This window comes from Wandonia sp. (assembly GCF_984588085.1).
The window spans coordinates 51,784-72,305 of the sequence record NZ_CFIGVI010000001.1 but is presented as its reverse complement, the minus strand read 5'-3'; the positions used below and the strand labels follow the sequence as shown (position 1 = coordinate 72,305).

Annotated in this window: 19 protein-coding genes; 11 read left to right on the top strand and 8 right to left on the bottom strand. The window is 39.6% G+C overall.

Annotation, left to right across the window (positions count from 1 at the left end):
- Nucleotides 1–2: 2 nt before the first annotated feature.
- The gene (arsC, locus tag AC4PL9_RS00330; protein WP_491602803.1) at nucleotides 3–341 is read left to right on the top strand and encodes an arsenate reductase (glutaredoxin); all 339 of its coding nucleotides are present in this window, start codon (nucleotides 3–5) and stop codon (nucleotides 339–341) included.
- A gap of 58 nt (nucleotides 342–399) precedes the next feature.
- On the opposite strand, the gene AC4PL9_RS00325 is transcribed toward arsC, so the two are convergent.
- Nucleotides 400–1,371: a proline and serine-rich protein 1 family protein gene (locus tag AC4PL9_RS00325; RefSeq protein ID WP_491602802.1), complete on the bottom strand. Its 972-nt coding sequence runs from the start codon at nucleotides 1,369–1,371 to the stop codon at nucleotides 400–402.
- A gap of 128 nt (nucleotides 1,372–1,499) precedes the next feature.
- On the opposite strand from AC4PL9_RS00325, the gene AC4PL9_RS00320 reads away from it, so the two are divergent.
- The 8 genes from AC4PL9_RS00320 to AC4PL9_RS00285 all read left to right on the top strand — a co-directional run bounded on the left by AC4PL9_RS00320 (nucleotide 1,500) and on the right by AC4PL9_RS00285 (nucleotide 11,262).
- A complete protein-coding gene (locus tag AC4PL9_RS00320) occupies nucleotides 1,500–2,306 on the top strand; it encodes an SDR family NAD(P)-dependent oxidoreductase (protein WP_491602801.1) in 807 nt (268 codons plus the stop codon).
- A 55-nt stretch (nucleotides 2,307–2,361) separates the two neighbouring features.
- Nucleotides 2,362–2,772 carry a hypothetical protein gene (locus tag AC4PL9_RS00315; RefSeq protein WP_491602800.1) on the top strand — a complete coding sequence of 137 codons (411 nt, stop codon included), beginning with the start codon at nucleotides 2,362–2,364 and terminating at the stop codon, nucleotides 2,770–2,772.
- 89 nt (nucleotides 2,773–2,861) lie between these two features.
- Nucleotides 2,862–4,136, top strand: a complete 1,275-nt coding sequence (purD, locus tag AC4PL9_RS00310) for a phosphoribosylamine--glycine ligase (RefSeq protein ID WP_491602799.1) — start codon at nucleotides 2,862–2,864, stop codon at nucleotides 4,134–4,136.
- A 3-nt stretch (nucleotides 4,137–4,139) separates the two neighbouring features.
- Entirely contained in the window at nucleotides 4,140–5,402 is a 1,263-nt protein-coding gene (locus tag AC4PL9_RS00305; protein ID WP_491602798.1) for a hemolysin family protein, read from the top strand.
- Between the two features lie 68 nt (nucleotides 5,403–5,470).
- On the top strand, nucleotides 5,471–7,666 hold the full coding sequence (locus AC4PL9_RS00300) for a peptidylprolyl isomerase (protein WP_491602797.1): 2,196 nt from the start codon (nucleotides 5,471–5,473) through the stop codon (nucleotides 7,664–7,666).
- 125 nt (nucleotides 7,667–7,791) lie between these two features.
- Nucleotides 7,792–8,130, top strand: coding sequence for a hypothetical protein (locus tag AC4PL9_RS00295; RefSeq protein WP_491602796.1), 339 nt, complete (start codon nucleotides 7,792–7,794; stop codon nucleotides 8,128–8,130).
- A gap of 100 nt (nucleotides 8,131–8,230) precedes the next feature.
- A complete protein-coding gene (ppk1, locus tag AC4PL9_RS00290) occupies nucleotides 8,231–10,366 on the top strand; it encodes a polyphosphate kinase 1 (RefSeq protein ID WP_491602795.1) in 2,136 nt (711 codons plus the stop codon).
- Nucleotides 10,367–10,386: 20 nt separating this feature from the next.
- Nucleotides 10,387–11,262, top strand: coding sequence for a Ppx/GppA phosphatase family protein (locus AC4PL9_RS00285; RefSeq protein ID WP_491602963.1), 876 nt, complete (start codon nucleotides 10,387–10,389; stop codon nucleotides 11,260–11,262).
- Here AC4PL9_RS00285 and AC4PL9_RS00280 read toward each other — a convergent pair whose 3' ends face one another.
- From AC4PL9_RS00280 to AC4PL9_RS00265, 4 genes are read right to left on the bottom strand one after another with little or no spacing between them, the layout of a single operon-like run.
- Entirely contained in the window at nucleotides 11,263–12,498 is a 1,236-nt protein-coding gene (locus tag AC4PL9_RS00280) for a DUF2062 domain-containing protein (protein ID WP_491602794.1), read from the bottom strand.
- Nucleotides 12,413–12,775, bottom strand: coding sequence for an ApeI family dehydratase (locus AC4PL9_RS00275; protein WP_491602793.1), 363 nt, complete (start codon nucleotides 12,773–12,775; stop codon nucleotides 12,413–12,415). The genes AC4PL9_RS00280 and AC4PL9_RS00275 overlap by 86 nt, the downstream gene beginning before the upstream one ends.
- The gene (gene lolA2, locus AC4PL9_RS00270) at nucleotides 12,775–13,401 is read right to left on the bottom strand and encodes a flexirubin biosynthesis/transport protein LolA2 (protein ID WP_491602792.1); all 627 of its coding nucleotides are present in this window, start codon (nucleotides 13,399–13,401) and stop codon (nucleotides 12,775–12,777) included. The genes AC4PL9_RS00275 and lolA2 overlap by 1 nt, the downstream gene beginning before the upstream one ends.
- Entirely contained in the window at nucleotides 13,398–14,159 is a 762-nt protein-coding gene (locus AC4PL9_RS00265) for a polysaccharide deacetylase family protein (RefSeq protein ID WP_491602791.1), read from the bottom strand. The genes lolA2 and AC4PL9_RS00265 overlap by 4 nt, the downstream gene beginning before the upstream one ends.
- A 157-nt stretch (nucleotides 14,160–14,316) precedes the next feature.
- Between AC4PL9_RS00265 and AC4PL9_RS00260 the strand changes: the two genes are divergently transcribed.
- Entirely contained in the window at nucleotides 14,317–15,102 is a 786-nt protein-coding gene (locus tag AC4PL9_RS00260; protein WP_491602790.1) for a DUF3108 domain-containing protein, read from the top strand.
- A 52-nt stretch (nucleotides 15,103–15,154) separates the two neighbouring features.
- On the opposite strand, the gene AC4PL9_RS00255 is transcribed toward AC4PL9_RS00260, so the two are convergent.
- Entirely contained in the window at nucleotides 15,155–15,571 is a 417-nt protein-coding gene (locus tag AC4PL9_RS00255) for a hypothetical protein (RefSeq protein ID WP_491602789.1), read from the bottom strand.
- 283 nt (nucleotides 15,572–15,854) lie between these two features.
- Here AC4PL9_RS00255 and AC4PL9_RS00250 point away from each other — a divergent pair, with 283 nt between their 5' ends.
- Nucleotides 15,855–17,963: a zinc-dependent metalloprotease gene (locus AC4PL9_RS00250; protein WP_491602788.1), complete on the top strand. Its 2,109-nt coding sequence runs from the start codon at nucleotides 15,855–15,857 to the stop codon at nucleotides 17,961–17,963.
- 113 nt (nucleotides 17,964–18,076) lie between these two features.
- Here AC4PL9_RS00250 and hppD read toward each other — a convergent pair whose 3' ends face one another.
- Together hppD and AC4PL9_RS00240 are read right to left on the bottom strand one after the other, a co-directional pair.
- Nucleotides 18,077–19,237, bottom strand: a complete 1,161-nt coding sequence (hppD, locus tag AC4PL9_RS00245; protein WP_491602787.1) for a 4-hydroxyphenylpyruvate dioxygenase — start codon at nucleotides 19,235–19,237, stop codon at nucleotides 18,077–18,079.
- Between the two features lie 56 nt (nucleotides 19,238–19,293).
- On the bottom strand, nucleotides 19,294–20,451 hold the full coding sequence (locus AC4PL9_RS00240) for a homogentisate 1,2-dioxygenase (protein ID WP_491602786.1): 1,158 nt from the start codon (nucleotides 20,449–20,451) through the stop codon (nucleotides 19,294–19,296).
- Nucleotides 20,452–20,522: the final 71 nt, after the last annotated feature.

Here is a 20,522-nt window from a genome sequence, read left to right as displayed (position 1 = left end):
AGATGAAGATCCTGCACAACCCCAGATGTTCGAAAAGCCGGGAAACACTTCGTATTCTGGAAAAGTCCGGAAAAGATGTCGAAATTATTGAATACCTGAAGGACACTCCTTCCGAAGAGGAACTTCGCGAGGTACTTGCATTACTAGGGATTCCTGCGGAACATCTTGTCAGAAAAAATGAAAGCATTTACAAAGAAAATTTCCAGGGAAAATCTCTTTCTGAAGCGGAATGGATTAAAGCGATGATCACTTTTCCCAAACTGATTGAACGACCTGTCGTGATTGATGGAAATAAAGCCGTTATTGGTCGTCCTCCGGAAAATGTAAAACAACTTTTATAATACGAAAATCCCCTGTAAAAAATTACAGGGGATTTTTATTTTCAGAAACTCTTAGTTCTTATCGTTGGTAACTTTCAATATAACTATTTAATTCATCTATTGAGGTCTCAAAATCGAAAGCATCATTCAATAAATAGTAATTCCCGATATCATAGGTATATCCATAGGCATATTTAGCCAGCTCCAAACGGGTTGATTCAAAATCAAACAGCAACATAATCTGCTTCACCTGGTCCGATGATAAACAGTTGTTGTTGATTACTTGTTTCGCTATTGTAAGTTTTGAATCTTCAAAATCTTTTGATTGAATAGAAGCATATGCATTACTGAAAGACGTTGCATCCATAGGCCATGCACAACCAACTGTTCCGGTATACCCATTCACTCCAGGACGTTGTATTTGCCCGCCTGTTGAGTAGGTTGTGGTGGTTGTAGTTTGCGAATAGGTTGTCGCATTATTCTGCGAATGCATTCCTGTCTCATTTGCATTCACATTAATATTCATATTAACACCTAACTCCGGGTCATTAATATTCACCCCCATTGAAACATTTCCACTCTGCTGTGAAGGCGCATTGGTTTCAGAATGCACAACCGTAGTTGTTGTATTATTAACCGTCCCGTTCAAAGCAGGATCAACAGGAGGCATTGTAGAAAATACAACAATATTCTGATTCGCCACATTTTGAGGAGCCTGCATAATAGGAACCTCACTCAACCATCGCAGAACATAATTCTCCTTTTTTGTCTTTTTGATAACAAAAGTCGTCTCAGTACCCGCATTAAAATTGATCGTTTTATCAATATCCGGAGTTCTTCCATCTACAAACCGTATTTTCACTTTGTAATACGGCTGTATCAAATTGGTAACCTTGACATTGGTCTGTGGGTTAAAATTCTGTTGCACACCGTTCAGAACAACCAGAAACTGCTCTCCCTGCTCACTAAAAAAAACAAGGTTTGTTTGTTGTTGCGCTATGGAAAACATAGTCAGCACACAACCTATAAAAAGAGTAAGTACTTGCTTCATAAATCGTTTTTTAAATTTAAAAACAAGGAAAACAAATTCAATGCCAAACTATACATTAGGTTATTTTCCATCACCAAATGTAAGGAAGTTTGTTTACAATGATCTATTTTTGTCAGACCATGAAAAAAATGCTGATTACTGGAGCTACAAACGGTATTGGTGCAGCGGCAATACGTCAGTTAAAAGATACCGACGTTCATCCCATCCTGTTAGCAAGATCCGAAAAAAAGGCACAAGAAATACTGCGTGAAATCGGAAGAGGAGACTATTACGTTTGTGATCTTTCCGACACGACGTCTGTATTACAGACTGCACAAGAGATCATAAGTAAAGAGACTACAATTGATTATTTCATTGCAAATGCAGGAGTAATCGGATATAAAGACACCCGGAAAACAGATGAGGGAGTGGAAATGACCATGCAAGTTAACTTTCTCTCTCACGCGTTACTTGTTGAACAACTATTACCTGTTTTCGAAAAATCAGGAACTGTTTTGGCCTTTACTTCCTCTATGCTTCACCGTTCTAACTGGTTAGCAAACTACGATTTTAGTACTAGTCTAAACGCTACTAAGCATAGTCAGTTTAAGTCGTATTCACGATCAAAAGCAGCCATCTGTACCTATGCAATGTGGTTGGCGAGAAATGAAAAGATTCGTGTTCATCTTTTGGATCCCGGTGTAGCCGCCACCGGAATTACCCGATCCCGGGAAGACTGGATGGATAAAGCGATGAACAGTGTTGGGTTCTTATTCTCTAAACCTGAATCAAGTGCCCGAACTATTTTGCGGCTTATTCAGGACGAAAAGTACAAAAGGTTATCCGGAATATACCTCACCAAAAGCAGAGATAAGTCTCCGGATAAAAGAGCGATGGAAACAACCAATCAACGATCACTTTTAGATCAGATAAAAAAACATCTGCCTGCGGTTTAGGCTTCGATTATAACTATATTTGCACCTTTACTTAGCCAAAGCGCAATAGATTATCATGAAAGAATCGCTAAAAAGCAATCCGGCGGAAGGTGTCAGCGTAGCTGTTGTTTTAGATACCAATGATGAAGGAGAACCCCAACACTACGTTTACCTTATTAATGAAAGAAATGATCATCTGAATGGATGTCTCGTATCTTCAAGAGGATACGGAAAACATCCTGACTCGGAGGAAATGATACAAACCTCTACACTTCGTCATTTTCTGGGCGAAATACAACCCCATTCATTCCGCAAGATAGAACCCATAATGAAAGATTTATTCGGACTCAACAACGAGTACTGGGTGAGCTTTTGGATCGGCGACACCATGTTTGACAAAAAATTTATTTTTCTGCCGGAAACCATTCAGGAGAGCAATGAGGTTCTCGTCCCGGTATTAAAGAAAAAAGGCGTTTTTATTAAATAAATAACTGTATTGTTTAAAACGTGTATATAATTCACGTTTGGACGTTTGAACAAATTCGTATTTTTGAAAAAAATCATCCGGAGAGAAAAATGAGAGTATTAGTATTAGGGTCTGGAGGCCGCGAGCACGCATTGAGTTGGAAAATAGCACAAAGTTCACATCTGGAAGAGCTATATATTGCTCCCGGAAATGCCGGCACACGCCTGCATGGCACCAATGTTTCTATTAAAGCAGATGATTTTCAAGGTATCAGAAATTTGGTTCTGGAAAAAAACATTTCGATTGTCGTGGTAGGCCCTGAAGATCCTTTGGTAAAAGGGATTCGCGACTTTTTTGAACAGGATGAGGAACTGAAAAAGATTCCTGTGATAGGTCCGGATAAAAAAGGAGCTCAATTGGAAGGAAGTAAAGATTTCTCCAAAGTCTTCATGGAAAAATATAACATACCAACGGCTAAATACAAAACATTTACCAAAGATACGCTCGAAGAAGGATATGCTTTTCTCGCAAAACTAAAACCTCCCTACGTACTAAAAGCAGATGGGCTCGCTGCAGGAAAAGGTGTTCTTATTATCGACAATCTTGAAGAAGCTCGTACCGAGCTATCGAATATGCTTCTTGATGCCAAATTTGGTGATGCGAGTTCTCGCGTTGTCATTGAGGAGTTCCTCAAAGGCATTGAATTATCTGTTTTCGTACTCACGGATGGGCATTCCTACAAGATTCTTCCAGAAGCGAAAGACTACAAACGGATCGGAGAAGGTGATACAGGATTAAATACCGGAGGAATGGGAGCAGTATCTCCGGTACCTTTTGCTACGCCCGACTTTTTGGACAAAGTAGAAAATCAAATTGTCATTCCTACTATTAAAGGACTTCAACAAGAAGATATCAATTACAAAGGATTTATTTTCATAGGGTTAATGGCTGTAAAAGGCGAACCATTTGTTATCGAATATAATTGCCGGATGGGGGATCCGGAAACAGAGGTTGTTCTACCAAGAATTAAATCAGATCTACTCGATCTTTTTGAAGGAGTAGCAACAGGCACTCTTTCGGAGCGGGATATTGAATTTGATGAAAAAACAGCAACAACTGTTATGATGGTATCCGGCGGATATCCCGAAAATTACGAAAAAGGGAAAACAATCTACGGACTGAATGAAGTAGAAAACTGTCAGGTATTTCATGCCGGAACAGCTTCTGACGGTCCCGTTGTTACTTCTGCGGGAGGACGCGTATTAGCCGTTACAGCTTTAGGAAAATCCATCGAAGCCGCTCTGACAAAATCCTATGCTGCTCTCGAAAAAATCGAATTTGAAGGGGCTTATTACCGTCGGGATATCGGAAAAGATTTACTCTAAAATATGGATGACACGGAGTTAATTATAACTGTTTTTTTTACGCTGCTTGCATCAGCCTTCTTTTCAGGAACTGAGATTGCATTCGTATCTGCTAATCGACTGAAAATAGAGTTAGACCGATCAGCAGGGACAGTATCCGGAAAAATCCTGTCCCGGTTTGTAAAAAAGCCGGAAAGTTTCATCTCGGCAATGTTACTCGGTAATAATGCAGCCCTTGTGATCTACGGACTTTGTATGGGGATGTTACTGGAACCCGTTATACGCATGATGATCCCTAATGAAGCGGTTGTACTTATTATCCAAACAATATTATCTACACTTCTTATACTCGTTACTGCAGAATTCTTACCCAAAGCTATTTTTCAGATCAATCCGAACAGGATTTTAAGTTTTACAGCGATTCCTCTATTCATCATTTACTTCCTTCTTTACATTCCAACCTCTATTACGCTAATGTTTTCGAACATTTTTCTGCGTTTATTCAGAATGGATACCCGTCAAACCGAACGCGTATTTTCGAAAGTAGATCTCGACTATTTTGTCCGGGATATGAACGAACGACTGGAAGAAGAATCGGAATTGACAAATGAAATGCAAATCCTTCAAAATGCATTGGATTTTTCGAAAGTAAAAGCCCGTGATTGTATGATTCCGAGAACGGAAATCATTGCCATGGAAATAGATGAAGACATTGAAGATCTACGTCAGAAATTTGTTGAAACCGGTCTGTCGAAAATCATTATTTACAGAGATAATATAGATAACATAATCGGTTATATACATTCTTTCGAATTATTTAAAAAACCGAATTCCATCAAACAGATTCTTTTACCTATGCCCGTTGTTCCTGAATCGGTTCCTGGGAAAGAACTTCTGGAGCTCTTCGCAAGACAGTCGGGTAACATTGCCGTAGTTGTTGACGAATTCGGTGGAACTTCGGGACTTATAACGATTGAAGATTTGATCGAAGAAATCTTCGGAGACATAGAAGACGAACACGACCATGAAGAATTGATCGAAGAACAAATTGACGAGAATACGTATATTTTCAGTGCCCGCCAGGAAATTGACTATCTCAATGAAAACTACAACCTTAACCTTCCTGAAATGGAGGACTTTGACACTCTTGGTGGTATGGTTCTCTACTACCTTGAAAGCATCCCTGAAAAAGGGGATAAATTCAAACTGGAAAATACTGAAATTGAAGTGATTGAGGTTTCTGACCGACGTGTGGAATTGATCCGTCTTATCCATACTGATAATTAATACCTTAAAAAACACTTTCAAATTTCATTTGCATCCCTTATATTCGCACCCCTAAAGTGTATTAGAACATGATAACAATTGGAAAAATACGTGAAAAATCAGGTCTTCTTGTCGGAGTAATCGGAGGAGCTTTATTACTGTTCATCCTCGGAGAGGTCATCCGTAACATGGGAACAACAATCGAAGCCAACCCGAGAGGTGAGATTTATGGCGAACCTATTGACGAGTTGAGACTGACTGAATTGATTGAATTATTTACGAATAATGAACGTCAAATGGCAGCTCAGCAAGGACGTGAATTCACGGAGAGTGATGCAAAAAATGCCGAAGACAAAGCCTGGAATGAATATGTTCGTCAGAATTTGCTTGACAAAGAGTTTGAAGCACTTGGAATTACTGTTAGTGAAGACGAAATAGACGCCTTGATTTTCGGTTATGACGGTATGCCTCAAAACCAGATGATCGCTCAATACTTTCCGGATTCATTAGGTCAGGGAGGAGTTGACATGAATGCTCTTAACGATTTTGTTGCCAAAGCAGAAGCGAATGAAACGGTTCAGAATGGAGTTGACCAAAACGGGCAACCGACTTACTTCAGTTATGCTGAATTCTATGCAAATCTGCGTGAAGAAGTGGCAAATCAGCGTAAAGCAATGAAATATGTTACCTTGATTGAAAAAGGAAATTATGTAACTTCGCTTGAAGCTAAGGATGACTATTTCGCGAAAAACGAAGTAAAAAACATCTCTTACATTTTCCGTCCGTATTTCTCTCAGGAAACTTCTGAAATGACTTTGTCAGAAGAGCAGTTCAATACTTACTATGAAGCACACAAAGATGACAAAAAGTATGAACAACGTGCTTCACGTGTACTTCAGTATGTTTCACTTGATATCAAACCGAGTGATGAAGATAAGGAAAGAGGTGTCTCTAAATTGGAAAATCTGAAAGATGCCTTTATCCAGTCGCAGCAGGACTCTCTTTTCGTTATGCTGAATTCTCAGAATAAGCAATTTAACAGAAATCAGGTCTATCGTTCTGCTATGATGGAGGGAGCTCCTAACTCTTACCCATCTTCAATGGATGAACAATTCCAAAAAGCAGAGGTTGGAACCGTTGTGGGACCTTATGTGAATGGAGATCGCGTAGAAATGGCGAAAGTACTTGGATTTGAAACAGAAAAACAGGCCTGGGTTCGTCACATTCTTATCAAAGCCGGAGGTCCTGAAATTTCGTTTGACGAAGCACAACGGAAAGCGGATAGTCTTATCGAAGTAATCAAAACAAATGACAATTTTGCCGAGTTGGTAAAAGAGGTTTCCGAAGACCCGGGATCAATTGAAAATAATGGAGAATACAAATGGTTCCAGGAAGGTCAGATGGTCACTGAATTTAATGACTTCTCTTTCAAACAACCAATCGGAACACTAGGTACAGTTAAAACGACTTATGGTATTCACATTGTTGAAGTATTAGGTCAGAGAGAGGCAAAACTTCCAAGACTTGCTGTAGTTACTACCAATGTAGATGCTTCGGAAGGAACAATACTAACGGTTGAACAGGAAGCAAAGGACATCTGGTCATTAATGGATGAAGCTCCTGAAAAATTTGAAGCAATTGCAGAAGAGCAAAATATGTTCGTCCGCCCTGTAACGGCTTTCCTTGAAAATCCACAACTTAATGGTTTCTCAGCATCAGCTCAGAACCAGGTTCTTCGTTTCGGATTCGGAAAAGGAACACAGGCAATGGATGTTAGCGAGCCTATTAAAGATGGAAATCGTTATGTTATTGTACAATTGAAAAAAATCAAGGAAGAAGGCGCTCCTGACAAGGAAGATGCTCGTCAATTGATGGAAACAGACGCTAAAAATGAAATTATAGCTGAAAAGTATATCAACGAAATGTCATCGCAATCAGATATTACTAAGTTAGGTCAGCAACTTGATCTTCCTGTTCAGAATGCAGAAGTTAAATTCTCTACCGGAAATATCGGAAATAACGGTAACGAGCCAAAAGTAGCCGGAGTTTTATTCTCGGGTCTTAAAGACGGAGAAACAACAAAACCAATTGCGGGTCGTCAGGGAGTCTATGTTGTTAAACTGGTAAAAACGGTTGAACCAATGGCAACAACTGACTACTCAGCTTCTAAAAATGAGATTACTTCGCGACTTGTTTCAGGTACTTCACGAAATGCATTGCAATCGCTTATGAAATATGCAGATGTAAAAGATTACCGAATGCAAGTTCGTATTGGCGCAAGATAAACACTAAGAAACCAAAATAAGCAAAGTGCGGCCCGAAAGAGTCGCACTTTTTCTTTTCTGATTTTCATCATTTTTACCCCTCCATCATGTCATTTCTTTTTATATTAGGAGAAAAGAAACACATCATGGATTACAAAGACTGGACATATGACGATTTCATAACCTATCTTCTTATTTATGCTTCACATGCTGATTTTATTGTAACACGTGAAGAAGTCCGTCGCATAATTACTGAAACCGGAAGGTCTGAGTATAATAAAATCAATAGGATCTTCGAAAAGCAAAGTGATGCTGAAAAAGCGGAAGCCATTGCCTTTTTCGGAATGAATCATTGTACAACAAACGAAGAATTGAACAGTGTTTTGGAGCAACTACAAAACCTCCTGTTCTCCGATGATAGTTATAAAACAGAAGAACAGGCCTTCTTTTTCGGAGTTAAAAAACTACTTAGCACGCACAATTAACAGCTTTTTAAAGCTAGTTAATGACAGCTTAATGTCTCTTCGGCAAAAGCCAAGTACTTTTGACCCGTAGCTAGTAAGTTTTTTCATGATTGAAAGTAACATGAATTTTGGAAAAAGCGTCGAAGATTTCGGCGCTTTTTTTGTGAATTATTCGCAAGAGTATTTTGAAAAGAATACGTATTTTGGCACTGTGAAACTCATTAACAGGGAACTTAGTTGGCTTTCCTTTAACGAAAGAGTTCTACAGGAAGCCATCGATTCCAAGAACCCTCTTTTGGAACGAATTCGCTTTTTGGGTATTTACTCAAACAATCTGGACGAGTTTTTCCGGGTTCGTGTTGCTGCGGTCAAACGGATGATTGAAGTTAAATCCAAAGTTGTTTTCGGATTTGAAGGCGGACCGAAAGCTTTGCTTGAAGAGATTAAGCAGATAGTTGTTAAACAGCAACGCCTTTTCGAAATTGCCTATCAAAAGATACTGAAGGAGCTGGAAAAAGAACACGTGCTCCATCTGGATGAAAATAATTTATCCGAGCTTGAAAAAACGATTTTATCCGATTATTATCATGAAAAAGTAAAGCACTTCATCATCCCGATACTGCTTGATAAACGTTCGAAATTTCCCTCACTTCGCGAAGAAGGTATTTATCTGGCTATCAAACTTACAAATCTTGCAAAGGACAAAATTCGGTATGCCCTCATTGAAATCCCCTCCAAATTACCGCGGTTTAAGGTGATTAATGATGGGGAATTTCAAAAGGTTATTATTCTGGATGATATTGTTCGTTTACATCTTCAGGATATATTCTACATTTTTACCCCGGACACAATAGAAGCATTTACTTTTAAGTTTACACGTGATGCTGAACTGGATCTAGAAGACAGTCTTGCTCTTTCTATTGTTGAAAAGATGGAAAAGGGAATTAAGGACAGGAAAAAAGGAAATCCTGTACGTCTGGTCTATGATTCAAGAATGCCCTCTGATTTACTTGATTTTCTGGTAAGGTCTCTTGGATTGAAAATGGACGGGAATATTATTCCGGGAGGAAAATATCATAACTTTAAAGACTTTATGAAGTTCCCTGATTTTGGGAAAATGAATTTGCTTTATCCGCCCCAACCACCTGTACCTCATCCGAACCTCAAAAAAGTCAAACACTTATTCAAGCATGTGTTGCTGAAAGATGAGTTACTGCACTTTCCGTATCAAAAATTTGACTACGTTGTTGATTTGCTCCGCGAGGCAGCTCTCGACCCCAAAGTAACCAGTATTCATATCAATATATACCGTGTAGCTTCTGACTCACAAATTATGAATGCTTTGGTAAGTGCGCTCAAAAATGGAAAGAATGTTGTAGTCGTATTTGAACTTCTCGCCCGTTTTGATGAGGAGAACAATCTCTACTGGTCCAACATTCTTGATGAGTTGGGGGCACAAGTGATTTTTGGTGTTCCCGGATTCAAAGTTCACTCTAAACTAATGCTTATCACCCGAAAGTCAGCTCGGAAAACACAGCAAGTTGCTTATGTGGGGACCGGAAATTTCCACGAGGGAACAGCAAAAGTATACGAAGACTTCGGATTGCTAACAGCTATGCCCAAAATCACGGGAGAAGTCAGTAAAGTCTTTCGCTTTCTGGAAAACAATATCGACCGTGGACAATTCCGGTCTCTGATTGTTTCTCCTTTCAATTCGAGAAGAAAACTGATAGGACTTATTGAGGAGCAGATAAAACTGGCAAGAAAAGGAGAATCCGCTGAGATTTTCCTGAAGCTAAATAACCTTGTCGACTCCAAAATGGTAGAAAAGCTCTATGATGCATCAAATGCGGGCGTAAAAGTACGTATTCTCAACCGGGGAATGTGCGCCCTTGTTCCTTCCATTGAAAACCAGAGTGAAAACATAACAGTACGCTCAATTGTAGGGCGTTATCTGGAACACTCACGGGTTTTATTATTCGGGACAGGTGAAAATCGAAAAGTATTTCTTACTTCCGCAGACTGGATGATGCGAAACATTGATAAACGTATCGAAGTCGGTGCTCCTATTCTGGATGAAGAAGTTAAAGAACACCTGATCAACGTACTTGAGCTGCAGTGGAAAGACTCTGTCAAAGCTCGTATAATTGGTCCCAAACAAAAGAATAAGTACTATAGACCTGTGGAAGATAGTGAGCCTATCAACTCTCAAAATGCCCTGTATCAATTATACAGAATGCAATCCGAACAAGAATAAAATTTGTACTTTTATCGGTGATGATTTATGGTGCGATAGACATAGGGACGAATGCCGCCCGCCTTCTGATTGGAGAGGTAGTTAAAGAGAACGGACACTCCTTCGTAAAGAAAATTTCCTATACCCGGATACCTCTCAGATTGGGTCTTGAAGTATTCGAAGACGGAATTATTTCCGAGCGCAAACAGGAAGATTTCATCAAAACAATACATGCTTTTAAACTTATCTCTGAAGTTTTTAAAGTGAAAGAAATAAGAGCTTGTGCAACAAGTGCCATGCGTGAAGCTCAGAACGGTGTACGGACAAAAGAACTTATACAGGATAAAACCGGTATAAATATTGAAATTATTGACGGAGAGGAAGAGGCACGACTGATCTTCGGGACATTTTTTCTCCTGGACTTTGATAAAGACCTTCCTTTTCTGGTTATAGATGTGGGTGGAGGCTCTACGGAAATCAGTGTGTTCGAGAACGGTGTGCGGGTTGCATCCAAATCTTTTAAAATCGGAACTATCCGAATGTTGAAAAAGAAGGAATCTGTAACTATTTGGCCGGAAATACACGAATGGATTGCCAAACACGTAGATCCTAAAATGCTCCATAAAGTTTTTGCTACCGGGGGAAATATTAATAAAGTTCACAAACTACTCGGAAAGCAATTTATGGAGCCTGTCAGTTTCCGCGAATTGGATGAGTTGTACGAAAAACTTAATACACTCAGTATTGCTGACCGAATGGCAAAATATCAGCTCAAAGAAGATCGAGCGGATGTCATTGTTCCTGCATGTGAGATCTACAAATACATTATGAAGGAATTAAAGTCCAAGGAACTGTATGTTCCCAAGATCGGACTGTCTGACGGCATGATCTACGATCTACATCTTTCTGCACAATAATTACTTCTTTCTCAATATCCGTAAAACGGGATACGTAATAATAAATCCTGCTATTCCCGCAACAGTAGCAAGTGTCACTGCCCCAATAAGATATTGTTTGAAATTAATATAAATATCTTCTACTGTTATTCCATCGGAAAAAAAGAAATCCGCCGGATTATCAACAAATACCCCTCCCATAAGATAAGATCCGTATATAATAAACGGGATCATCGGAGGTATAGATATATTGGATGCAGTCAATACAATAAACTTGTTTAGTTTAAGTGCTATAGCTATCACTAGTGCTATTGCCATCTGGAACCCCCAAGCAGGAAATATTCCCATAAACAATCCAATACCTACAGCAGAGGCTTTTCGAATAGAGGACTCTTCAGATTTTACGATTTCATTGACTAACTTTTTCCAGAATTCCTTAGAAAAAAGCTGTCGGATAATCATCAGAGGTCTGAAAATCAATGCGAACAAAACAAGAAATGTATTGAGAATACTGATTCGCGTAAAATCACGGAAGGGACGGAAGTGTGTAACTCTCTCTTCAGGATCATACTTAACACGTACAGGAACAGTTACCACTTTTGCTCCCAACCAGGCAAGTTTTACAATCACCTCTATTTCCAGTTCAAACTTAGTTGTCCAAAGTGGGATATACCGCAATCTTTTCAATGGATAGACACGAAATCCGGTTTGCGTATCAGGCAATTTTATTCCTGTTTCTACCCAGTACCAGAAATTAGAGAATTTGTTCCCAAATGAACTTTTCTGGGGTACTCCTTCCTGATTCATATTCCTCGCTCCCATTACCAGAGCGTCAGGATTTTCTTTTAGGGTGTTACTAAAAGCAGGAATATCATCCGGATAATGTTGACCGTCTGAATCAATTGTCAGAGCATATCTGAAACCTGCATCGATAGCAAACTTAAAGCCTGTTCGTAATGCTTTACCTTTCCCTCTGTTCCGGTCATGCTGAATAACTGTAATCACCGAACCGAATGACTTCAGTATTTCCGTTGTTGTATCTGTAGAACCGTCATTGATTACAATCACGTCATCACAATAGTTCAGAACACCTTCTATAACTTTCTTCAGTGTTTTTTCATTGTTGTAAGTTGGAATCAGAATACAACAATTCAATTCTTTCAGTTCCTCACTATAGTTCACCTGCAAAATCTGCCTGTATTTTAAAATAGGTTTTCCCTTCAAAACTTCCCACGATCCGGGCAGAATATCTTTCATTTTCAGATGAAAGTACCATTTCCACATCCAATCCCGGAGTCATTTCAGGATTTACCATAGCCAAAAACTTGATCGTCTTTGCCTCTTTCAGTTGTAATTTTTTGTCAAGAGCATGCTCTACCAACTGGCGACAGATATCTGTTAAAACTACACCCGGAGTAACCGGCACATCTGGAAAATGGCCTTTATAAACCGGATGTTTACTATTCAGCGTAATAGCAAAGATTTCCTTACCCTCTTCCTGTCTGTATGTATCGAGTGTAAAATATGCTTCCATTAGAATTCGGAAAATAGTGTTTGACTAATTTGCGCGTTAAAGATAGGATTTATGAACTGAATAGCTGTGTACTCTCCGACAGATTCAACCATTTTCATTTCCTTCAGATGTACATTTTCCCGATCAAAAAACAGTTCGATTCGTTCAAACATATTTTTCATCCGTCTGTCTCTTGGGGTCAATTCCAATCTGTATGTCTCCTTCTGCTCAAAATAACGGATATCAAACTTCCCGCTGCTCAGAAGATCTCCGTTAACCGTTCCCATCATTACTAGTTTGATAAACGACAGCTGCCGGTTAGAAGCAAGATTATACTTACTCTCCTTTCCTTTTTTCCAAATTCGCAACTCTTCTCCAGTAATCAACAACACGTGCTTTTCTGGATTTTTCTGCTCCCATCTCATCTTCCCGGACTGATCATAATAAAAAATCCCCGAAGAACGGATTGGTTCCTTAAAATATGCAGAATACTTGTCCTGAGTGAATTCACTCTGAATTCGCTTGGTCTTTTCTGCCTGTTGCGAAAATCGGGTCCTGAAAGCCTCCGGATTCTGCATCAACTTTTCCTGAGCAATTGTCAGCCCGGAACAAAGACTTAATAATAGTATTGTAAACAATTTCTTCATGTCAGCTCATTAATCAAATGCTCAACCGTATCAAACTTCATTCCGTTCTCTTTTCCCCATTGTACAATCCGCTTGGTCAACTGAAGTGCCTGGGGGCGGTTATCATGCAACAAAACAATTGTTTTTCCCTTCTTCAACTTTCGCTTTGTCCTACGCCATAATTTTTCGACATCGGTTGTTGTTGTATCCAGTGTCCTGTTATTCCAGCCAATAATTGCTGTTCTTACTTGCAGCGCTGCTTTAGCAATATTAGGGTTCATAATTCCTATCGGCGGACGAAAAGCCTTACGGGAAGGATGTTGGTAACTTGCAATAATATCTGCAGATTTTTTCAGGTCTTCAAAAACCCTTTTTGTTTTCCAAAACTGAAAGAAAGGAGCATGAGAGAAAGAGTGGTTTCCAATAAAATGATTCTCCCCCGCTATTTCCTTCATCGTTTGTGGATTTTCTTCCACCTTCGAACCTATTACAAAGAAACTGGCGGCGACCTCTTCCTCTTTTAAAAAAGCAAGTATACTATTGGTGTGTTCCGCATCGGGACCATCATCATACGTCAGATAAATCGTATCCGCATCCCCGGAAGTAATCGCAGGAGCAAAAAAATTCAAGGACAATTTGAAAACACCAAAACTCAAAATAATCAGGTATGATAAAACCAGCAGTAAAAAAGAAATCCAAAAGCCCGGCTCTTTCCAGAATAAAAGGAAAAGTATCCCGACAAGGATAATCGAAAAACTATTTAACACCCGTAACTTCAAGTCTTCGGCAATTTGGTTAACCTTGACAAATATACAGTAATAAGTCAGACTTCAAGTCGAATTCAAATGCACCAATTTTTTCTTTCTCACTTCAATTTTGTAAATTTTGGTCTGCTTTTTGATCTGATTGGTAAGAAGAACTAAAAAACTTTGCGTTATGAGAAATTTAATTTTGTTCTTGTTAACCGGTAGTCTCGGATTTTCCTTCAGTTCATCCGAATTGAAACTACCAACCCGTAAAAACGAAAGTTTTTCTATTGGAGAACGATTACGTTATCGTGTAACCTATGGATTTATAGATGCCGGAGAAGCTGTAATAGAGGTGAAACCTACTCCCAAGAAGGGTGCCCAGGGTCAGGCTCTTTACCATGCAGTAGGAACCGGAAGAACACTTGGTGCATTCAATCTTTTTTATCGTGTGAATGATGTATACGAAACCTTCATCGATCAGAAAGGAATTTTTCCCTGGTATTTTAAACGTCGTGTGGAAGAAGGAAAATACCGTTTGCAACAAGATTATCGCTTTGACCAACACAAAGAAAAAGTTGATAACGGTAAAGGAAAGCTATTTGACATTCCTGTAGGGGTTCAGGATATGATCTCCTCCTTTTATTATGCCCGAACGCTGGACTACAAAAACATGAAAGTGGGTGATATCAGCGAATTTAAATGTTTTATGGACGATGAAATATATCCGTTAAAAATTAAGTATGTGGGAAAAGAAGAGATCAAAATCCGCAAAGGGACTTTTCGCTGTATGAAATTTGTACCGGTAGTTCAGACAGGACGCTACTTTGAAAGTGAAGACGATGTTAACTTCTGGGTTACAGATGACAAAAACCGCATTCCGGTTCTTGTGAAAGCTAAAATTCCTGTAGGCACAGTAAAACTGCACCTTGTTGAATGGAACGGACTAAAACACGACCTTGCTTTGGTAAAATAAAAAGAGGTTGGGGCAAACCCCAACCTCTTAATCAAATCAAGCTTATACGATTCTATATTTTTTCAAATGTCAGATAATCTGTAGGACCGTCATCGTCCGGATCTTCCAGTACAACTTTAGAAGTAGTCTGTTCCACCACGTGCCAGTCATCATCTAACTCATCAAAATTGGCTGTGGCCGGAAAAATAAGATCCAACTCAACATGTCCATCATCTTTCTTCACTGTCCATGATCCTGAGACAGTCTGAGATCCATTAACGGCCACGACTGTTCCGTTATCACTGAAGGTAAATACATACCCCTCAAAATAATACGTTTCGTTCTCTCCGTTATCTTCGAAATAAGTAACCTTCCATTCTCCCTCGTTGATAATCTCTTTTGTATTGTCAACAGTAACCTTTTCTTTGTTACATGCAGTCAATGAAAGTACTCCCATCAGACCCGCTACTAAAATGCCCCTAACTTTCATAGTTTCTTTTTTATCAAATTTACAGTAATAACCATCAAAAAACAACAAATTGACCTTCACTTTTCTTGAAAAACTATTTTTCATAGCTAACAACTTATCCAGAAAAAAACTACATATCTAACCTCTCCTTTTTGTCATACCGTTTACTCGTCCATTCATACCGTTCACTAACCATAACTGTATTTTTTCAATATGTATGAGATTTTCTTCGTATATTGCAAGTGGTTAAGCCCATAGCCAAACTTTGTGTTGCTTTAAATTAAATTGCTAAAACAAAAAAACAATGAGAAAAGTATATCTGCTATTGATGCATATCGGTTTTGCATCAGTAGTGTTTGGTCAACATAATGACCATGGTCATCTTCCTTGTAGGACCGTTGAACACATGGAAGAATTGAAAGCGTCTGATCCGGCAATCCGTGCCGAAATGGAATTATCCGCTCAACGTCTTGAACAGTTTACCCAACAATACATACAAAACGAATACAATCCTCTTCAAAAGGTTTCGATTTACACGATTCCTGTTGTATTTCATGTTTTGCACATGAATGGATCAGAGAATATTTCTGACGCACAAATTCTTGATGCTGTTGATCGCATGAATGAGGATTTTAACAAGCAAAACAATAACTGGAATCAGGTACAATCTGAATTTCTTCCGCTTGTTGCCGACATCCAGGTTGAGTTTAAACTTGCAAAGAAAAAGCCAAACGGAGATTGCTTCAAAGGAATCACACGAACAGAAACAGGAACAACATTCGATGATTCAGGAAACGATCAGGTTCAGGCTGTGCAACAGGCTCATGGGAACTTCCCGGGGGATATGTATTTGAACATTTTTGTGGTTGCTAATGCCGGCGGAGCAGCAGGATATACTACTTATCCTTCGAATTGGTCAGGAACCTCGATGTCAAACGGAATTAAGATTCTTCATAATTATGTAGGTCGTATCGGAACCAGTAGTAACTCTGTTTCTACTGCACTTTCGCACGAAGTAGGACATTGGTTGAACCTTGCTCACCTATGGGGGAATTCAAACAATCCGGGACAAGCAGGTAACTGTTCTGATGATGATGGTGTAAATGATACACCTAATACAATTGGATGGACTTCCTGCAATCTTCAGGGAACAACCTGTGATGGCGTCAAGGATAATGTCGAAAACTTTATGGAGTACTCGTATTGCTCTAAAATGTTTACGGAAGGACAAAAAGCACGGATGCATGCGGCACTTAACTCGTCAGTAGGAGGACGAAATAATATAACTTCAGCATCGAATCTTACTGCTACCGGAGTGAATGCCCCTGAGGTTTTTTGTAAAGCGAACTTCTATGCTCCGCTTCGTGATGTATGTGTAGGAAGTTCTATTGAATTTCAGGATGACAGTTACTTCAACCCGACACAGTGGAACTGGACATTTGAAGGAGGTTCGCCTTCTACATCAACAGCTCAGAATCCGGTTGTTACATACAATACTCCTGGAGTATACAATGTAACGTTGAGTTCCGGAGACGGATCAAGTACAGATCAGGTAACAAAAACAGGTTATATTCGCGTACTTCCATCCACATCGATTCTTCCTTTTATGGAAAGTTTCGAAGCGTATAGTACAATTGAGTCATCCAACGGTGTTTGGAACACCTATAACCAGGGGAGCAACAATGAATGGGAAATCACTCAGGCTGCAGCTCACACAGGGCAAAAAAGTGTTCGCCTTCAAAATATCGGGCAACCAAGCGGAGGAGTTGACGAGTTGATCAGTGGTTCTTTTGACTTATCCGGATTAAACTCAGCGGATGATATTACACTTTCGTTCCGTTATTCCTTCAAACAAAGAAGCTCATCCAATGATGACCGTTTACGTGTTTCTGCATCCAATAACTGTGGTGAGAGTTGGTCAACACGAAGACAGTTGCTTTCGTCTTCTATGTCATTAGGAACACAACTTTCTTCATGGGTTCCGACTTCTCAGGATGACTGGGTAACCAACCACATCACTAATATTTCCAGTTCTTTCTATGTAGATGGAATGCGTGTTAAGTTTGAATGGCAACACGGTGGTGGAAACAACATCTACCTCGACGATATTAATATGTATCTGGGAGACGTTGACCCACTTGGGATCGAAGAGAATGCATTAATCTCAGATATTAATCTATTCCCGAACCCGACAATTGATGAATTGACTGTGCGCCTTTCTATTCAGGATGCAATGGACTTTGATGTTAAAGTCGTTGATCTTTCCGGAAAAGCAATCGAAACATTCCGTATTCATGGTAAGCCGGGAACGAATGATATTATGATTTCAACTACGGATCTTGCACAGGGAATGTATCTTGTAGAGGTCGTTTCAGGAAGCGGGAAAGTTGTAAAACAATTCGTGAAAAGATAATAAAAGAGTTTCCAACATTACTCAAAAAAAGAAAAGGAGGTTGTTACAATGTAACAACCTCCTTTTTTATCTTCCTATTAACACTCTAAAAAAAGAAGAAAAAGCGAACACTATTACAGCGTTCCTCTTTTCTCTTGTTCTCTTTCAATCGACTCGAATAATGCTTTGAAGTTTCCTGCACCGAATCCACGTGCTCCCATTCTTTGAATAATCTCGTAGAACAATGTAGGACGATCTTCTACGGGCTTGGTAAAAATCTGCAATAGATACCCTTCCTCATCCGCATCAATCATAATACCCAACTTCTCCAGTTCGTTGATATCTTCTTTCATCATTCCCATGTGCTCTCCCAAACGCTCAGGAATAGCTTCGTAGTAAGATCTCGGAGGAGTAGAAAGGAATTCTACACCACGACTTCTCAAATCAGAAACAGTTGTAATGATATCATCTGTTGCAACCGCGATATGCTGAACACCGGCTCCTTCATAGAAATCAAGATATTCTTCAATCTGCGAACGCTTTTTCCCTTCAGCAGGTTCGTTAATCGGGAATTTAATTCGTCCGTTTCCGTTCGACATAACCTTAGACATCAATGCGGAATACTCCGTATGTATCTGTTTGTCATCAAATGAAAGGAAGTTTACAAATCCCATTACATCTTCGTACCACTTCACCCAGGTATTCATTTCTCCCCAACCTACGTTTCCTACCATATGGTCAATAAACTTAAGTCCGGTAGGAGCCGGGTTGTAGTCCGATGTCCACTCTTTATACCCTGGAAGGAAAATTCCATTGTATTCTTTACGTTCAACAAACATATGAACGGTTTCACCGTATGTATAAATTCCCGCACGAACAATCTTACCCTGCTCATCTTCCTCTACGGTAGGCTCCATAAATGATTTTGCACCTCTCTTCGTTGTTTCTTCCCATGCCGAACGAGCATCCTCAACCCAAAGAGCAACAATCTTTACACCGTCACCATGCTTTTTAACATGTTCACCGATCGGAGAATCACTTGTTAAAGCTGTGGTTAAAACAAGACGAATCTTATCCTGTTTCAACACATACGAAGCTCTATCTTTCACTCCCGTTTCCAATCCCGCATATGCCAGAGACTGAAATCCAAAAGCCGTTTTATAATAATGTGCTGCCTGTTTTGCATTACCTACATAAAACTCAACATAATCTGTACCTAAAAGAGGAAGGAAATCCTGTGCCCCTTCAAAGATTTTTTCTAATCCGTATTCTACGTTTTTTACTTCTTTTGCCATAGTATTTTTTCTTTTCGCAGTTCTTTATTATTTACTGCTGTACTTTTATTCTTAACTTATTCCAACCAGGATTTGTAATAGTCCTTATCTGCCAAATCCAACGCCTGTTGGGTCAACTTCAACGGTCTAAATGTATCAACCATAACCGCCAGCTCCAGTGTCTCCTTCTGACCAATAGAACGCTCCATAGCTCCCGGATGGGGTCCATGTGGGATTCCAGCAGGGTGCAAGGAAATATATCCTTTATCCACGTGGTTACGACTCATAAAGTCTCCGTCTACATAATACAACACTTCATCACTGTCAATATTACTGTGATTATACGGTGCTGGTATCGCCTGTGGATGATAATCATACAATCGCGGACAGAATGAACACACAACAAAATTATGAGCCTCAAATGTCTGGTGTATCGGAGGTGGCATGTGCACACGTCCGGTGATAGGCTCAAAATCATGAATAGAGAACGCATACGGGAAATTATACCCGTCGTACCCTACCACATCAAACGGATGAGCAGCATAGACCACTTCATGGAGCACATTTTCTTTTTTGATCTTAATCAGAAAATCCCCTTTCTCATCGATTGTTTCCAACTCCTCGGGAGCACGAAGATCTCTTTCACAAAAAGGAGAATGCTCCAGTAACTGCCCGAATTTATTACGGTAATTCCGCGGAGTTAAAATCGGAGAGAATGATTCAACAATAAAAAGTCTGTTTTCTTCCGAGTCAAAATCAATCTGGTAGGTGATCCCACGGGGAACAATCAAATAATCTCCCGGTGAAAACGGAAGATTCCCCAGCATAGTACGCAATTTACCTGTCCCTTTGTGCACAAAGAGCATCTCATCCGCATCTGCATTTTTATAAAAGTACGAACGAAGAGATTTACGGGGAGCAGCCAAAGTAATATTCAAATCATTGTTGAATAAAACAACCTTGCGACTTTGCAGAAAGTCATCTTCTGGCTGCACATTAAACCCGTTCAGCATTCTGGAAGTAATATTCTTTTCCACAGCTGCCACAGGTGTAAGATCTACAGGATCACCCACAGACCGGATCATAGTCGGACGATGTACGTGATAAAGAAGAGATGACATGCTACTAAAACCCTCAGTACCAAACAACTCTTCATAATGAAAATTTCCGCTATCCGATTTAAAAACCGTATGTCTTTTATGCGGAAATTTTCCCATTTTATGATAAAACGGCATATTCTAAAATTTTTAATTAAACGAAATGATGATTGCAGTCAGGTTTGCTCCCGTCACTCGGGATTACGCTT

Bases quoted from the DNA above. Each gene is read 5' to 3' on its own strand.
- arsC (WP_491602803.1), top strand. From the start codon at position 3: ATGAAGATCCTGCACAACCCCAGATGTTCGAAAAGCCGGGAAACACTT.
- AC4PL9_RS00325 (WP_491602802.1), bottom strand. From the start codon at position 1,371: ATGAAGCAAGTACTTACTCTTTTTATAGGTTGTGTGCTGACTATGTTT.
- AC4PL9_RS00320 (WP_491602801.1), top strand. From the start codon at position 1,500: ATGCTGATTACTGGAGCTACAAACGGTATTGGTGCAGCGGCAATACGT.
- AC4PL9_RS00315 (WP_491602800.1), top strand. From the start codon at position 2,362: ATGAAAGAATCGCTAAAAAGCAATCCGGCGGAAGGTGTCAGCGTAGCT.
- purD (WP_491602799.1), top strand. From the start codon at position 2,862: ATGAGAGTATTAGTATTAGGGTCTGGAGGCCGCGAGCACGCATTGAGT.
- AC4PL9_RS00305 (WP_491602798.1), top strand. From the start codon at position 4,140: ATGGATGACACGGAGTTAATTATAACTGTTTTTTTTACGCTGCTTGCA.
- AC4PL9_RS00300 (WP_491602797.1), top strand. From the start codon at position 5,471: ATGATAACAATTGGAAAAATACGTGAAAAATCAGGTCTTCTTGTCGGA.
- AC4PL9_RS00295 (WP_491602796.1), top strand. From the start codon at position 7,792: ATGGATTACAAAGACTGGACATATGACGATTTCATAACCTATCTTCTT.
- ppk1 (WP_491602795.1), top strand. From the start codon at position 8,231: ATGAATTTTGGAAAAAGCGTCGAAGATTTCGGCGCTTTTTTTGTGAAT.
- AC4PL9_RS00285 (WP_491602963.1), top strand. From the start codon at position 10,387: ATGATTTATGGTGCGATAGACATAGGGACGAATGCCGCCCGCCTTCTG.
- AC4PL9_RS00280 (WP_491602794.1), bottom strand. From the start codon at position 12,498: ATGAAAGATATTCTGCCCGGATCGTGGGAAGTTTTGAAGGGAAAACCT.
- AC4PL9_RS00275 (WP_491602793.1), bottom strand. From the start codon at position 12,775: ATGGAAGCATATTTTACACTCGATACATACAGACAGGAAGAGGGTAAG.
- lolA2 (WP_491602792.1), bottom strand. From the start codon at position 13,401: ATGAAGAAATTGTTTACAATACTATTATTAAGTCTTTGTTCCGGGCTG.
- AC4PL9_RS00260 (WP_491602790.1), top strand. From the start codon at position 14,317: ATGAGAAATTTAATTTTGTTCTTGTTAACCGGTAGTCTCGGATTTTCC.
- AC4PL9_RS00255 (WP_491602789.1), bottom strand. From the start codon at position 15,571: ATGAAAGTTAGGGGCATTTTAGTAGCGGGTCTGATGGGAGTACTTTCA.
- AC4PL9_RS00250 (WP_491602788.1), top strand. From the start codon at position 15,855: ATGAGAAAAGTATATCTGCTATTGATGCATATCGGTTTTGCATCAGTA.
- hppD (WP_491602787.1), bottom strand. From the start codon at position 19,237: ATGGCAAAAGAAGTAAAAAACGTAGAATACGGATTAGAAAAAATCTTT.
- AC4PL9_RS00240 (WP_491602786.1), bottom strand. From the start codon at position 20,451: ATGCCGTTTTATCATAAAATGGGAAAATTTCCGCATAAAAGACATACG.